Source organism: Sphingomonas sp. CBMAI 2297 (assembly GCF_029870595.1).
Taxonomy (GTDB): domain Bacteria; phylum Pseudomonadota; class Alphaproteobacteria; order Sphingomonadales; family Sphingomonadaceae; genus Sphingomonas.
On record NZ_JAPDIR010000022.1, the window covers coordinates 25,861 to 40,924 of the forward strand.

Sequence of the window (15,064 nt, forward strand, 5' to 3'; positions counted from 1 at the left end):
CGCGACGGGGGCGTCCATGGCGTTTCCGCCACGCAACCGATCCGGCGCAAATGACGATTGATAGGTGTAGAAACATATGTTTTCGGCTAATTCGCCTGCCCGATGCCGTCCGGCCCGGCGCAACGTCTTGATCCTGCGGAACGATTGAGGGAAACATGGCCACCAGCGCGGTGAAGAAAACGGCGAGAACGGCAGAGGACCTGATGGACAATCGCAGCGTCTACGACCCGAGCAGCCCCAATTTCCGTCTCGAGAACTCGCCTTTCTACCTGATGGCGCATGCCGACTTCAAATATCACGAGGACATGGACATCGTGCTGCACAAGCATGGCGTGTCCAAGCCGATCTATCGCGTGATGACCGTGCTGCGCGAACGCCAGCCAGCCAGCATCGGCGCGATCGCCGAGGCGGCGTTGACCAAGCGCTCGACGATCAGCCGGATCATCGACCGGATGGTCGAGCAGGGCCTCGTCACCACCGAGCCCAACCCCGAGGACAATCGCATCACCGAGGTGACGCTGACTCCGGCCGGCCAGCAGACGCTGCGCAAGCTGACGCCGATCGTCGGCCGCCAGTTCAGCCGCGCGATGGACGGGGTGAGCGACCGCGACATCGCCCATCTGCTGCGCACCCTGCAGAAGATCAGCGCGAACCTGAGCAAGCTGCCGATCGAGTGAGCGGAGACGCGGCTGGGCGATCGCGCAGCCGGGCCGGAACAGCCTTGCGGGGCGGCAACGCTTCGAACCCAATTCCATCGTCACCCTGAACTCGTTTCAGGGTCCAACCTGCCACGGGCGATATCGCCGGTGGAGAATTGGATGCTGAAACAAGTTCAGCATGACGGAAGGGAGAAACTTCGACATCGTGTTTCCCTCCCCGCCAGCCGGAAGCGGCGGGGGAAAAGCCGAATATCGACGCGCCTACCGGCCCCTGCCGTCCACCACCAGCTTGCCATCCGCGATGACATAGCGGACGTCGCGCAGGTTCTTCAGCGAATCCAGCGGATTGGCACCGACGATCAGGATGTCGGCGATCTTGCCCGGCTCGATCGTGCCCAGCTTGTCGCCCATGCGCATGATCCGGGCGCCCATGCTGGTGGCGGAGGCGAGCACATCGGCATTGGTCATGCCCGCCTGATGGAGATAGTCGAGCTCGCGGAAATAGGCGTCGGGATAGCGCCATTCATTCTCGAACGGGATGTCGGTGCCCACGCCGATCGGCACGCCGGCGCGCCAGGCCTCGTTCACGCGCTTCAGATGATCCTGCTGGTTGATCACGAAGCGGCGCGAATGGGTGTAGTAGAAGCCGCCGCTGGGAATGCCCGCGGTCGGGTAGCCGCCCTCGAGCAGATTGTCGAAGGCGCCGATCGTCGGCACGAAGGCGGTGCCGTGCTTCTTCATCAGCGCCACGGCCTGGTCGCTCAGCAGCAGCGGATGCTCGAGCGTGTCGACCCCCGCCTCGATCGCCCAGTCGGTATATTTGCCATAGCTGTCGATCGCGACCGGCACGCCCAGCGAATGCGCCTCGTCGATCGCCGCGGCGAGCTCCTCGCGGGCGGCCGGGGCGCTGATCTTGATCCAGTCGGCCAGGCGCCGGACCTGCTCGCGCACTGCCTTGCGCCATTCCCAGGGCCCGTCGACGCCATGCGGATCGCCGCCGAGATTGGGCTTTTCGCGGCCGGTGGCGGTGGAGGTCACTTCGTCGCCATGCCCGCCCGTGCTGGCGAGCAGCTTGCCGCTCCACATCACGCGCGGGCCCCGGATCATGCCGCGATCCACCGCTTCCTTGATGCGCAGCGCCACGTCGTCCATCGTGCCGACATCGCGCGCGGCGGTGATGCCCGCGGTGACCATCTGCTCGGCCAGCACCGTGCCGCGGATCGCCGCGGCGGCCGGGCTGTCGGAATAGCGGCCCATGTCGGTGCCGCGCTGCTGGGTGAAGTGGATATGCAGGTCGATCAGGCCCGGCAGGATCCACAGCCCCCGCGCATCGATCGTCCGCGCCGCATTGGCGGGCACGGGCGTGCCAGCCGGGCCGGCGGCAAGGATCCGGTCGCCCTGGAGCACGACCACCGCGTTCGGTATCGGCGCGCCGCCCCGCCCGTCGAGCAGCGTCCCGCCGCTGAGCACGATCACCGGCTCATGGCTGCGGTCGATCGGCGGAATCGGCAGGCGGCGGACATCGTCGGTCGTCTCGGGGATCGCGCGCTGCGCATGCGCGAGATGCGGCGTCAACACCCCGATCAGCAGCGCCGCCGAGATCGCCGCACCCCGCAGGAGCCGTTTCCGAACCGCGCCGCCCTGCCTCGATTCCCTCATGGCAACATCCTCATCATTCCCATTTACACATGATTTAAAGCGTGATTCTCTTGACGAGACAAGGGGCATTTGCAACCTTTCCCCCTCGGCGGGCTCCCGGAAGGACATCCGCCATGGGAATTGCGTTCGATGGAGCAGGCACCGCGACATGAAGGCCCGGCCCCTCCGCCCGCGGAGTCGGACGGCCTCGGCGCGCCGGCGCTGGGCGAGGCCTTGCGGCATGCCATGGCGCTGGCGCGCGGCGGCCAGGGCGAAGCGGCGGAGGCCATCCTGCTGCACCTGCTGGAGCTCGCGCCCGAAAATCCCGACGCGCTCCAGCTGCTCGGCATGATCGCGCGGCAGGCCGGCCGGCACGCGGCGGCGGTGGCGCTCTTCCGCCGCTCGCTCGCGGCCGCGCCGAACCAGCCGCATGTGCACAACAATCTGGGGAACAGCCTGGGCGACCTGGGCGACTCCGCGGGCGCGGTGCGGGCCTATCGCGAGGCGCTGTCGCTCGCGCCCGGCTATGACGAGGCCCGGGTGAACCTGGCGATCGCCCTGCTCGCCGCCGGGCAGCCGCTGCCCGCCTGCGAGACGCTCGCCCCGCTGCTGCGCCGCGATCCGCGCAACGCGCGCGCCTGGGCCACGCTCGGCCAGGCGCGGCGGGCGAATGGCGAGCTCGATCACGCCATCGCCGCCTTCCGCACCGCGCTCGCGCTGCGGCCGGATCATGCCGCCACGCTGCTCAACCTGGGCGTCGCGCTGCGCCTGGCCGGCTGGCCGGAAGAGGCCCTGCCGCTGCTCGCCCGCGCCGCCGAGATCGATCCGGCCAATCCCGAGATCGCCTATGCCCTGGGCCATTGCCTGCAGGATCTGGGCCGGACCGACGCCGCCATCGTCTCCTATGAACGCGCGATCACCCTGCGCCCCGCCGATCGCGCCGCGCACCGGTCGCTCAACAACCTGTTGTGGCGGCAAGGGCGCGGCGAGGCGTGGCTCGCCAGCTATCGCGCCGCGCTGACCCGCTTTCCGGGGGACGAAGGGCTGCTCTGCGACCTGGCCGACCGGCTGCTGCTGGCCGGGGACGCCGCCGGTGCCGCCGCGCTGCTCGCGCCCCATGCCGGCCGCGCCGGAGCGGAGCTGCGCCACCAGCTCGGCCGGGCCCGCTGGTCGCTGGGCGAGCCGGAAGCAGCGCTCGCGGAGTTCGATGCCGCGCTCGCCGGCGATCCCGGCTTCGCGCCCGCCGCGCGCGAGGCTGCCCGGGCAGATGTCATCCTCGATCGCCCCGCCGAAGCGCTCGCGCGGCTGAAGCCGCTGCTCGCCGCCGATCCGTTCGACCAGCAGGCGCTCGCGCTCCAGGGCCTCGCCTGGCGCTTCACCGGCGATCCGCGCGAAACCTGGCTGAACGATGCCGAGCGCCTGGTCTCGGCGAGCCTGGTCGCGCCGCCCGGCGGCGATGCTATGGGCTTCAACGCGCGGCTCGACGCGGCGCTCACCCCGCTCCACCGCGACCGCCGGCATCCCCTCGGGCAGACGCTGCGCGGCGGCAGCCAGACCAGCGACGACCTGTTCGCCCGGCCCGATCCGGCGATCGCCGCCGTGCGCGCGATGATCGAGGCACGGGTCCGCGCCTGGCTCGCGGCGCTGCCGGACGATCCCGACCACCCTTTCCTCCGCCGCAACACCGGCCGCTTCGCCTTTTCCGGCTCCTGGTCGGTGCGGCTGCGCAGCGCCGGCTTCCACGAGAACCACATCCACCCCGAGGGCTGGATCAGCGCCTGCTATTATGTCGCCCTGCCCCGTGCGGTGGATTTCCACCGCCAGGGCTGGCTGAAGTTCGGGGAGAGCGGGCTGCGGCTCGGCGAACGCGAGCGGATCACCCGCATGATCCGGCCCGAGCCCGGGCTGCTCGTGCTGTTCCCCTCCTATTTCTACCACGGGACGGTGCCGTTCGAGGATGCCGGCCACCGCACCACCATCGCCTTCGACATCGTGCCCGCATGACCGGGCGCGAGCACAACCAGCCCCAGGGAGGACAGACATGACCAGCCAGACGCTCGAGAGTTTCGCCGCGGGCATCGCATCGGGCGCGATCCGCGCGATCGACCTCACCCAGACGCTGTCGCCGGACACGCCCACGCTCGTCCTGCCCCCGGAGTTCGGCCAGTGCGCCGGGTTCAGCCAGGAGGAGATCTCGCGCTATGACGAGCGCGGCGTCGCCTGGTATTGGAACAACTTCACCGTCAGCGAGCATACCGGCACCCATTTCGACGCGCCGATCCACTGGATCACCGGCAGGGACCTGCCCAACAACGCCGTCGACACGGTGCCGCCGGCCGACTTCATCGCGCCGGCCGTGGTGATCGACATCTCCGCCCCTGCGGCCGAGAACCCCGACTATCTCCTCACCGTCGAGGATATCGCGGCCTGGGAAGCCGAGCATGGCCGCATCCCGCCGCGCAGCTGGATCCTGCTGCGCACCGACTGGTCGAAGCGCGACGTCGATGCCTATACCAATCGCCGCGAGGACGGGGCGCACACGCCCGGCCCCTCGGCGGAAGCGGTCCGCTTCCTGATCGACGCGCGCGACGCGCATGGGCTCGGCGTGGAGACGATCGGCACCGATGCCGGCCAGGCGCATCTCCTCGATCCGGCCTATCCGGCGCACACGCTGTTCCACGCGGCGGGCCGCTACGGGCTCCAATGCCTGGAGAATCTCGACCAGCTGCCGCCCACCGGCGCGGTGATCCTCGCCACGCCGCTCAAGATCAGGGGCGGCTCGGGCAGCCCGCTGCGCGTCCTGGCGCTGGTCGCGGGCTGAGCGGATGGCCGAGCGTTCGTTCAAGGCGGAAGTCGAGCAATTGCGGCTGGGAGACGGCGAGACCTTCCATGGCGAAGGGATCCTCGCAGTCACCAAGGCGCTGCTCCAGGCGGGAGTGGCCTATGTCGGCGGCTATCAGGGCTCGCCGATCAGCCATCTGATGGACGTGTTCGCCGATGCGAACGAACTGATGGGTGAGCTCGGCGTCCATTTCGAGAGCTCGGCGAGCGAGGCGACGGCGGCGGCGATGCTGGCCGCCTCGGTCAACTATCCGCTGCGCGGCGCGGTGGCGTGGAAATCGGTGGTGGGCACCAATGTCGCCTCGGACGCGCTGTCCAACGTCGCTTCGGGCGGAGTGACCGGCGGCGCGCTGATCATCCTCGGTGAGGATTATGGCGAAGGCTCCTCGATCATGCAGGAGCGCACCCATGCCTTTGCGATGAAGTCGCAGATGTGGCTGCTCGATCCCCGGCCCAGCCTGCCGGTGATCGTCGACATGGTCGAGAAGGGCTTCGCGCTGTCCGAGGCGTCGAACACGCCGGTGATGCTCGAGCTGCGGGTGCGGGCCTGCCACGTCACCGGCAGCTTCGTCGCGCGCGACAATCGGCGCCCCCGGCTCACCGTGGCGGAAGCGGCCGAGGCGCCGGTGCGCGACGCCGACCGGATCGTGCTGCCGCCGGCCAACTTCCTCCACGAGGTGGAGAAGATCGAGCGGCGCTGGCCCGCCGCGATCCGCTTCATCCGGGAACAGAAGCTCAACGAGCATTTCGGGCCCGAAAGCGACGAGATCGGCATCATCGTCCAGGGCGGCCTGTTCAACTCGCTGAACCGCGCGCTCGAGCTGCTCGACCTGTCCGACGCCTATGGGAAAGTGGCGATCCCGGTATATGTGCTGAATGTCGCCTATCCGCTGATCCCCGACGAGGTTCGCGACTTCTGCGCCGGCAAGCGCGCGGTGCTGGTGGTGGAGGAAGGGCAGCCCGAGTTCATCGAGCATGAGCTGAACACCCTGGTGCGCCGCGCCGGGCTCGACACCCGGATCGTCGGCAAGGATGTGCTGCCGCGCGCGGGCGAATATGGCGGCGCGGTGATCCGGGACGGGGTGGCGAAGTTCCTGCGCGCTTATGCTCCCGAGCGAGCGCCTGCCGAAGAACCCGTGGCCCCCGCCCCCGCCCTGCCTCCCGGCGCGGTGCCGCAGCGGCCGGCCGGATTCTGCACCGGCTGCCCGGAGCGGCCGATCTTCTCGGCGATGAAGCTGGTGCAGAAGGAGCTCGGCGCCTTCCATGTCTCCGCCGATATCGGCTGCCACCTCTTCTCGATCCTGCCGCCCTTCCATATCGGCAACACGACGATGGGCTATGGCCTGGGCACCGCCGGCGCGTCCGCGTTCAAACCCCGCGACCGGCGCGCGATCGCGATCATGGGCGATGGCGGCTTCTGGCATAACGGCCTCACCTCCGGGATCGGCAACGCCGTCTTCAACCAGGACGACAATCTGACGATCATCGTCGACAACGGCTATTCCGCCGCCACGGGAGGCCAGGACATCCTCTCCTCGCGGGCCAGGCCGCCGGGCCGCAAGACCAACAACCCGATCGAGAAGGCGGTGCGCGGCATCGGCATCGGCTGGGCGTGGACGATGACGCGCACCTATGACGTGGCCGGCATGCGCGACGCGATCCGCGCGGCGCTGACGAGCGCGGAGAAAGGCCCCAAGGTCCTGGTCGCCCAGTCCGAATGCCAGCTCAATCGCCAGCGCCGGCTGAAGCCGCAGGTGGCGAAGGCGCTCAAGGCGGGCCGGCGCGTGGTGCGCGAGCGCTTCGGCGTCGATCCCGATACCTGTACCGGCGACCATAGCTGCATCCGCCTCTCCGGCTGCCCCTCGCTCACGATTCGGCCCAATCCCGATCCGCTGCGCCAGGATCCCGTGGCCCATGTCGAGAATAGCTGCGTCGGCTGCGGCGTTTGCGGCGAGGTGAGCCACGCCGCGGTGCTCTGCCCTTCCTTCTACAAGGCCCGGATCATCGCCAATCCCGATCGCCGGGATCGCCTTCGCCAGCGCCTGCGCGGCTGGGTGATCGGCGCGCTCCAGCGCCGCGCGGCCCGCGCGATCGCCGCGAGGGCCTTCTGATGCCGGAGCGCGCGCGGATCACCATCGCGGTGCTGGGCCTTGGCGGCCAGGGCGGCGGCGTGCTGGCGGACTGGATCGTCCAGCTTGGCGAGCGCGGCGCCCATGTCGCGCAGGGCACTTCCGTTCCCGGCGTCGCCCAGCGCACCGGCGCCACCGTCTATTATGTCGAGATGATCCCGAAAGGGGGCACCGGCGCGCCGGTGCTGGCGCTGACGCCCGTGCCGGGCGATGTGGATATCGTCGTCGCCTCCGAGCTGATGGAAGCGGGCCGGGCGATCCTGCGCGGGTTCGTCACCAGCCGCACCACGCTGATCGGCTCCACGCACCGCGTCTATGCCATCGCCGAGAAGTCGGCGATGGGCGATGGCCGGGCGAGCACCGAGCGGATCCTGGCCGCTGCCGGGGAACGCGCCGGGCGCTTCATCGGCTTCGACATGGACGCGGTCGCCGAGCGCACCGGCAGCGTGATCAGCTCGGTGCTGTTCGGCGCGCTGGCCGGCAGCGGCGCCCTGCCCTTTCCCCGCACCGCCTTCGAGGACGCGATCCGCGCCGGCGGCAAGGCGGTGGAGGCGAATCTGCGCGGCTTCGCGGCGGGGTTCGACGCGGCCCGGGGGAAGCCCGAGCCGAAGCCGGAAGCGCCCGACGCGACCGCCCCCACCTCCGAAGCCGGCCGTGCCCTGGCCGCGCGGATCGACGCCGACTTTCCGCGGGAAGCGCGGTTCCTCGCGCGCGAAGGGGTCCGGCGCCTGATGGACTATCAGGACGCCGACTATGCCGTGCTGTACCTGGATCGGCTCGACAGCCTGGGCAGCGACCCGGTGCTGCTCGCCGAGGCGGCGCGTCACCTCGCGCTGTGGATGTCCTATGAGGACACGATCCGTGTCGCCGACCTCAAGGTCCGCGCCAGCCGCTTTGCCCGCGTCCGGGGCGAGGTTCGCGCGAAGGACGGCCAGATCGTCCAGCTCACCGAATATATGCACCCGCGGCTGGAGGAGGTCTGCGAGACGCTGCCCGCCGGCATCGGCCGCCGCATCCTGGCGAGCGAGCGCTGGTCGCGGCGGCTGGAGCCGCTCTTCGCCAAGGGCCGCCATGTCGAGACCACCGGCCTGCGCTGGTTCCTGATGCTTTCCCTGCTCGCCGGCTGGCGGCGCTGGCGGCGCGGCACCTTGCGTTACCAGATGGAGCAGGCGCGGATCGAGGACTGGCTGGCGCTGATCCGCGCGGCGGACGCCGATGCGGCGATCGAGCTGGCGCGATGCCAGCGGCTGATCAAGGGCTATGGCGAGACGTTCGCGCGCGGGCTGGGCAACTATGCGCGGATCGTCGAGCGCTGGCGGGCCGGCGGTCTGGATGCGGCCGGGCTGCGGCGCCTGCGCGAGGCGGCGCTGGCGGACGAGGACGGCGTGGCGCTGGGGGAGGCGCTGGCTTCCTAGGCGCGGTTTGGACAAATCCGAGGGGTTGGCCATCGCCCGATTGTGGGGCCTTCCATGCCTTTCCAGCGCGCGCCGATAGCTGGCGCCTGGTACCATGTGACCGCTTCCCCAAAGCAACCATGAAGGTTCGGAACCCCAGCTTCCGCTTGGAGCTTTGTCACGCGGCGGCCATACTCGATGAGGATATTGGCAGGCTAGAAGCTCGGGGAGCCAGAGGGGACATATGTATCGTGGCATTGGATGCGCGGTCTTTTCGATTGCCTGTTGCGGCGGAGCGTTGGCTCAAGTCGCTCCGGCTGCTCCCGCCAGCCTGTCAGCCGCGGAGATCGCAGGCATCGAGAATGGCCTGACGCCACGGGTGGTTCTGGCCGACGAAGCTCGAAGGACGTATAATCTCAACGAGCGCATGGCATTGCTTGGCGTCCCCGGCGTCAGCGTGGCCGTTTTCGATGACCGGCACGTCATCTGGGCAAAGGGCTATGGATCCACCGATAGTCGACGGTTCCAAGGCGTCGATGTGCATACGCGTTTCCAGGCGGCTTCGATCAGCAAATCAGTCACCGCTTTTGCCGTGATGACCCTGGTCCAATCCAAAGGCCTGAACCTCGACCGGGATGTGAATGACTATCTTCGTACCTGGAAGGTTCCCTCAAGCGAACTGAACCGAACCGAGAAGGTCACGATCCGCCGATTGTTGAGTCACACCGCCGGGCTGAACGTTGGCGGCTTCGCCGGTTACGAGAAGACCCGGGCAATACCCGATGCGGCCGGGGTGCTGGACGGCAAGGGCAACAGTCCCGCGCTTCGCGTCGAGACAGCGCCCGGATCGAGATATTCCTATTCCGGCGGTGGGTATGTCGTGCTGCAGAAGCTGATCGAGGATCAGTCCGGCATGCCCTTCGGCCGCTACATGCAACAACATGTGCTGACGTCGCTGCAAATGACCGACAGCAGTTTCGACCCTTATCCCAGAGGGAATGTCAGCCTTGCCCATCAGTTCGATGGCCAGCCCTTTCCCGGCGGCTGGCATATCTATCCGGAGCTCGCGCCGGCCGGCTTGTGGACGACGCCCTCCGACATAGCGAAATTCTGTTTCGGCATGCTGAAGGCCCTGTCCGGGGCGAAGGGGGCATTGATATCCAGAGCGCTTGCCGAGCAGATGATCCAACCGAGCGGCAAACCGGGAGGTGGCGATGGTTACGGCCTCGGCTTCGAATTGCGCGGGAAGGATGCAACCGCCTCGTTCGGGCATGGTGGCAGCAATGCCGGCTTCAAGAGCGAGCTGTTCTATTTCCCGCAGCGCCGACTGGGGGTGGTCCTGATGACGAATTCCGAGAACGGCCGAGTGGTCAGAAATGAACTGGCCCGGGCCATCTCGAACAAATTCGCACTGGGACTGTTCCCGACGCGCACGATTACCCGAATCCCGGTGTCCGCTGACGAATTAGCAGCGATCACAGGGCGATACCAATATATGGGCGCGGAGAATTATTTCTTCAACGCAACCGCCGGAGCCGATAACGAGCTGGTCGTGAAGGACCTGACGACCGGGAAAACCAATCATCTGGTGGCGTTCGAGCACGACAAGTTCATCGATCGCTACACCGGCGAAGGGATCACCGTCACCCGTGATGCCACCACCGGCGAGATCACTGGCCTCCTGGATAATGACGGAGATGCGTTGCTGCGCGTGAAGGGCTGATGCGCGGACTAGGAGGGCGTGGCGCTGGAGGAGTCGCTGGCTTCCTGAGGCAGCGTGGGCGGGTTCAGGGGTCGGCTAAGGCGCCAAATTGCGGACAATGCGAGATCAGGCCATAGTTTCGAAATGGTGATAGTAGCTCGACCCGTTGCCAGCCTCCTGCTGCTAGCGGCCGCAAGTTGTGGGCAGCCGCCCCGTGGCGGCGCGGCGCTCGAATATCATCTGCTCGTCTTTGATGACCCGGGACCTAGTCCGGCCCCCACTGATCGGCTCTTCAAAGGGAAGAACTGGGAAAGCCCGGTCGAAGCTGCAAACGGAGACATAGCCGCGAGCCTGATCGCGTGCGGTGCCAAGGAACTGAAGATTAGCGGAGCCGACACGGATCACTCCTGGTCAATCACGACGCCTGAACCCGCAAATACGGCGTCGTTTGTGAAATGCGTGTCGCAGCATGCAGGTCCGGGTACGTTCCGGGTTCGCGCGATCACCTCGCGGAACGGCAGCTAGCCACCCGATTCCAGCCGTTTCCGGCTTTCACGGGGATGACGGCCTGCATCGGCGAACAGCTATCTCCGCGCGGCGATCCAGTCGTCCACCACGGCCTCCAGCATCGTCATCGGCAGCTGGCCCTGGGCCAGGATCAGGTCGTGAAAGGCGCGGATGTCGAACCTGTCGCCCAGTGCCTTCTCCGCCCGGCGGCGCAGTTCGACGATCTTCAACTCGCCGACCTTGTACGCCACCGCCCCGCCCGGCGCGCCGATATAGCGGGCCAGCTCGGTATCGATGTTGATATCGGCCAGGGCGGTGTTCTCGGTGAAGCAGGCGCGCGCCTGCTCGTAGCTCCAGCCCATCACATGGATGCCGGTATCCACCACCATCCGGCATGCCCGCCACATCTCGGTCGAGAGGCTGCCGAACGCTTCATAGGGATCGCGATAGACGCCCATCTCGTGCCCCAGCCGCTCGGCATAGAGCGCCCAGCCCTCGCGAAAGGCGAGCAGGTCGCGCTGGCGGCGGAAGCTCGGCCATTCGGGATGCTCCTGCGCGATCGCGGCATGGGTGTGATGGCCGGGCGCCGCCTCGTGCAGCGTCAGCGCCGGCACTTCGTAGAGCGGGCGCTGGTCGAGATGCGACGTATTGACGATGAACCGCCCCGGAAAGCCCCTGGAGAAGTCGCCGCCGCCGGAGCGGGCGGTGGTATAGCCCTCCTCCAGGTCCGCGGGCACGGGCTCGACGGTGAAGGGCTGGCGCGGCAGCGTGCCGAACCAGCGGGGGAGCAGGCCGTCGATGCGCTTGGCCGCGGCGCTGTACTTCTCGATCAGTTCCTCGCGGCTGCGCGCATAGAAGCGGGGATCGGTGCGAAGCTGGCGCAGCCACTCGGCAAAGCTGCCCTTGAAGCCGCTTTCCGCGATTACTCTGTCCATTTCGCCCCGAATGCGCTTCACCTCGGAAAGGCCCAGGGCATGGACCTGCTCGGCGGTGAGGTCGGTGGTCGTGTAGTAGCGCAGCAGGAAGCCATAATAGTCCCGGCCGCCGGGAATGCCGGCAATGCCCAGCCCCTTGCGGGCATGCGCGCGATAGCGGCCGTCGACATAGGCCAGGATCGCGCGCTGCGCCGGGCGGATCTCGCGTTCGATCACCAGGCTCGCTTCGGCGACCAGCGCGTCCCTGCCCTTCAGCGGCGCGAGCAGCGGGTCCTCCGCCACGGGCCGCGCGATCTGGGCGCGCAGCACCGCCACCGCGACGTCGACCACCCGCGCCGGCTGGGTCCAGCCCGTGGCGATACCGCGCTCGAGATTGGCGCGCTGCTCGGCAAAATAGCCCGGCACCCCGCGCAGCCGCGCGATCCAGGCCCGCCCATCGGCGTCGCCGCGCACTTCCACGCTGCGCGCGGCATAATAGGGCGTGTTGTAAAAGCCTTCGTGGGCGACAAAGGCGAAGCGGCGCTCGTCGAGATCGATGCCCTCCACGCGCCAGCCGATGATCTGGCGAAGAAAGTCGCGGTTCCTCCGGTCCTCGGATGCGAGCGCCGCATCGGGCAGCGCGGCGAGCGCCTCGTCGATCGCGCGCAGCTCGGCCTTGCGCGCCGCCATACCGGCGGGCGTCTCGACCGGCCAGCCTTGCGGGGAATGCGAGGGATCGGAACGCCCCGCCTCCATCGGGAAGCCCTCCGAGAAGCGCTCGTACCGGGCGATCAGCGCATCGAGATCGGGCGATCCCGCCCCGAGCAGCAGCACGGCGCCGATCGGCAGCAGGAACAATCGCAGGGCACGGATCATGCGCGGTCTCCTCCAGGAACGGCCAGGCACCTGCTCAGTTGGACAGCCAGGCCATCGTCATCAGCAGCTTGGGCAGCAGCGCCGCACCGGCATGGAGCCGGATCGGATGCGGGGTGCGCGGCACGACCGAGAGCCGCTCGCGGCTGTTCGACGCGATCGCCGCGGCCACTTCGATGCCCAGCTGCGTGTTGATGCCGATGCCGCGGCCATTGTCCGCCTGGATCGCCAGCGCGCCGTCGCCCAGGTCGTAAAGCTCGGGCAGGAAGGACGAATTCACCCAGGCCAGCCCCTCCCAGATATGGTCGATCCGGGGATCGGACAGCGCGGCGAAATGCTGCCGGAGCCGGCGCCGCGCCTCGCGCAGATGCGCCTTGCCGCCCCGCAGCAGGAACGACATCGGGAAGGCCGAGATCAGGTGCCCCTGCGGATCGAGCCGCGCGGTGAAGAGATAGGAGACCTTGTCGGTAAAGGCGCCGCCCTCGGGCAGGATGGTGGCGCGCTGCACATCGTCCAGCGGCGCGGTCGCGAACTGGACGACGTGGAGCGGCAGCGCCGTGCGCCGCAGCGCCGGGTGCAGCCGGGCATTGCCGCCATTCGCCGCCAGCACCACCCGCCGCGCCGATACCGCGCCGCCCGGCGTCCGCGCAATCCACCGGCCGCCTTCGCGCCGGAGCGCCCGCACCGGGCTCTCGCCGAACAGCCTTGCGCCCTGCGTCAGCGCCGCCCGGGCAAGCCCGCGGACATAGCCGAGCGGGTTGAGGCTGCCGCCGTCGCCGAAGCGCAGCGCGCCGCAATAACGCTCGACCCCAAAGGCATGCCGCGCCTCGCGCGCCTCGACGAAGCGGACGTCATAGCCACGCGATCGCCACTGATCGGCATAGCCGCGCTGGCTCTGCGCCAGCCCGTCGCTGTGCGCGGGCGTATAGAAGCCGTCCTGCCGGGCATCGCAGTCGATCGCGTGCCGCTCGACCAGGTCGAACACCGCCCGCGCCGATCCGCCGATCATCCGCGTCAGCATCTCGCCATGGTGGCGGCCGAGCGCCGTGACGATCGTCTCGGGCGTATGCCGGATATAGTCGGGCGCGACGAGCCCGCCGCTCCAGCCGGTCGCCTGGTCGCCGGGCTGGCCCGCCTCGAGCAGCACCGTGTCGATGCCGGCCTCGGCAAGATGGAGCGCGGTCGCCATGCCGGCGATGCCGCCGCCGATCACGAGCACATCCGCTTCGATCTCGGCCGCCAGTGGCGCAAGCTCGGGGCCGGGCGCCGCCGTGGCGACCCAGACCGGCCTGGTCGACGGCCCGCCACCCCGGCGACGGGAAATGGACTGATGCTCCATCACCACGCCTTCACAAGGGTGAGGCCGGGGGCCGGCGCGAAGGACAAGAACTCCCCCGCGACGTCCGTGATACGGGACGTTTGCATGTAATCTCGAACTCTCTGTTCGCCCCGCAAAGGGAGCGGTGTTTGCGCGCCCCTGAAAGAGGCGTAGTTCTCAAAGGACGGTCAGGCGGCGGCGGGCGCAGTTCTCCCGGCACGCTCGGTGCGGCGCGCGATGGTAACGAAGGCCAGCACGAAGCAGAGCGCCACCGGCGTGTTCATGATCATCGGCAGCGACATCTCGTTGTTGCCGACGATGCTCACCGCGATGAAGATCGCCGTGCCCTCCTGCCGCATCAGATGCTCGATCCCGATCGCGATGTTCTCGCGCCGGGTGAAGCCGGCGAAGCGCACGATCGTCATCACCACGCAGACCATGATCAGGTTGAGCGCCACGGTGATCCAGAACAGCGCGCCCAGATTCTCGCGCAGCACCGGCACCTGATCGAACAGGATGAAGCCGAAAGCAGTGAACAGCACGATCGTCGCGATGTTCTTCAGATATTTCTTGAAGGCGATCGCGAAGCCGGGGCGCAAGGCACGAAGCGTGAAGCCGGCGGCGGCGGGAAGCACGGTGATCGAGAAGATGTCCCAGAAGAACGAGGCCAGCGGCACCTTCACATCGGCCTCGAGCCCCAGGAAGTGGCTCAGCGCGAAATGGGCATAGAAGGGGACGACGAAGATGTAGATCATGCTGAGCAGCAGCGTCATCGACATCGACAAGGCGAGATCGCCTTTCGCCATGTCGGTGAAGAGGTTCGACAGCATGCCGCCGGGCGTGGTGGCGAGCAGCACGAAGCCGACCGCCAGCGCCGGCGTGGGCGCCACGGTGAGCGCGAGCGTGAGCCCGATCAGCGGCGGCACGATCAGCATCGAGCAGACGCCGAAGACCAGCGCGCGCTTGTTGCGGAATACCTGGCGGAAATCCGCTGCGGTGAGCGACAGGCCCATCGAGGCCATGATCGCGATCAGCGAGCCGGGCAGCACCCAGTGCCCCAGGACGGACATCAGATCGGCATAGGTCATG

The 15,064-nt window shown here is 68.2% G+C and carries 10 protein-coding genes; 6 read left to right on the forward strand and 4 right to left on the reverse strand.

Annotation, left to right across the window (positions count from 1 at the left end):
• Positions 1-155 precede the first annotated feature (155 nt).
• Positions 156-677, forward strand: a complete 522-nt coding sequence (locus OMP43_RS21235; protein WP_086131331.1) for a MarR family transcriptional regulator — start codon at positions 156-158, stop codon at positions 675-677.
• A 243-nt stretch (positions 678-920) separates the two neighbouring features.
• On the opposite strand, the gene OMP43_RS21240 is transcribed toward OMP43_RS21235, so the two are convergent.
• The gene (locus OMP43_RS21240) at positions 921-2,318 is read right to left on the reverse strand and encodes an amidohydrolase family protein (protein ID WP_280281549.1); all 1,398 of its coding nucleotides are present in this window, start codon (positions 2,316-2,318) and stop codon (positions 921-923) included.
• Positions 2,319-2,447: 129 nt separating this feature from the next.
• Here OMP43_RS21240 and OMP43_RS21245 point away from each other — a divergent pair, with 129 nt between their 5' ends.
• The 5 genes from OMP43_RS21245 to OMP43_RS21265 all read left to right on the forward strand — a co-directional run bounded on the left by OMP43_RS21245 (position 2,448) and on the right by OMP43_RS21265 (position 10,384).
• Positions 2,448-4,301 carry a tetratricopeptide repeat protein gene (locus OMP43_RS21245; protein ID WP_280281550.1) on the forward strand — a complete coding sequence of 618 codons (1,854 nt, stop codon included), beginning with the start codon at positions 2,448-2,450 and terminating at the stop codon, positions 4,299-4,301.
• 37 nt (positions 4,302-4,338) lie between these two features.
• Positions 4,339-5,118, forward strand: a complete 780-nt coding sequence (locus tag OMP43_RS21250; RefSeq protein WP_280281551.1) for a cyclase family protein — start codon at positions 4,339-4,341, stop codon at positions 5,116-5,118.
• Positions 5,119-5,122: 4 nt separating this feature from the next.
• Positions 5,123-7,249 carry an indolepyruvate ferredoxin oxidoreductase subunit alpha gene (locus tag OMP43_RS21255; protein ID WP_280281552.1) on the forward strand — a complete coding sequence of 709 codons (2,127 nt, stop codon included), beginning with the start codon at positions 5,123-5,125 and terminating at the stop codon, positions 7,247-7,249.
• The gene (locus OMP43_RS21260) at positions 7,249-8,682 is read left to right on the forward strand and encodes an indolepyruvate oxidoreductase subunit beta family protein (protein WP_280281553.1); all 1,434 of its coding nucleotides are present in this window, start codon (positions 7,249-7,251) and stop codon (positions 8,680-8,682) included. Before OMP43_RS21255 ends, OMP43_RS21260 begins: the two co-directional genes overlap by 1 nt.
• A gap of 223 nt (positions 8,683-8,905) precedes the next feature.
• The gene (locus OMP43_RS21265) at positions 8,906-10,384 is read left to right on the forward strand and encodes a serine hydrolase domain-containing protein (protein WP_280281554.1); all 1,479 of its coding nucleotides are present in this window, start codon (positions 8,906-8,908) and stop codon (positions 10,382-10,384) included.
• Positions 10,385-10,947: 563 nt separating this feature from the next.
• On the opposite strand, the gene OMP43_RS21270 is transcribed toward OMP43_RS21265, so the two are convergent.
• The 3 genes from OMP43_RS21270 to OMP43_RS21280 all read right to left on the reverse strand — a co-directional run bounded on the left by OMP43_RS21270 (position 10,948) and on the right by OMP43_RS21280 (position 15,063).
• Positions 10,948-12,660, reverse strand: coding sequence for a DUF885 family protein (locus OMP43_RS21270; protein ID WP_280281556.1), 1,713 nt, complete (start codon positions 12,658-12,660; stop codon positions 10,948-10,950).
• A 34-nt stretch (positions 12,661-12,694) separates the two neighbouring features.
• Positions 12,695-13,996 carry an FAD-binding oxidoreductase gene (locus OMP43_RS21275; protein ID WP_280281558.1) on the reverse strand — a complete coding sequence of 434 codons (1,302 nt, stop codon included), beginning with the start codon at positions 13,994-13,996 and terminating at the stop codon, positions 12,695-12,697.
• 167 nt (positions 13,997-14,163) lie between these two features.
• A complete protein-coding gene (locus tag OMP43_RS21280; RefSeq protein ID WP_280281559.1) occupies positions 14,164-15,063 on the reverse strand; it encodes a bile acid:sodium symporter in 900 nt (299 codons plus the stop codon).
• Between the last annotated feature and the right edge of the window lies 1 nt (position 15,064).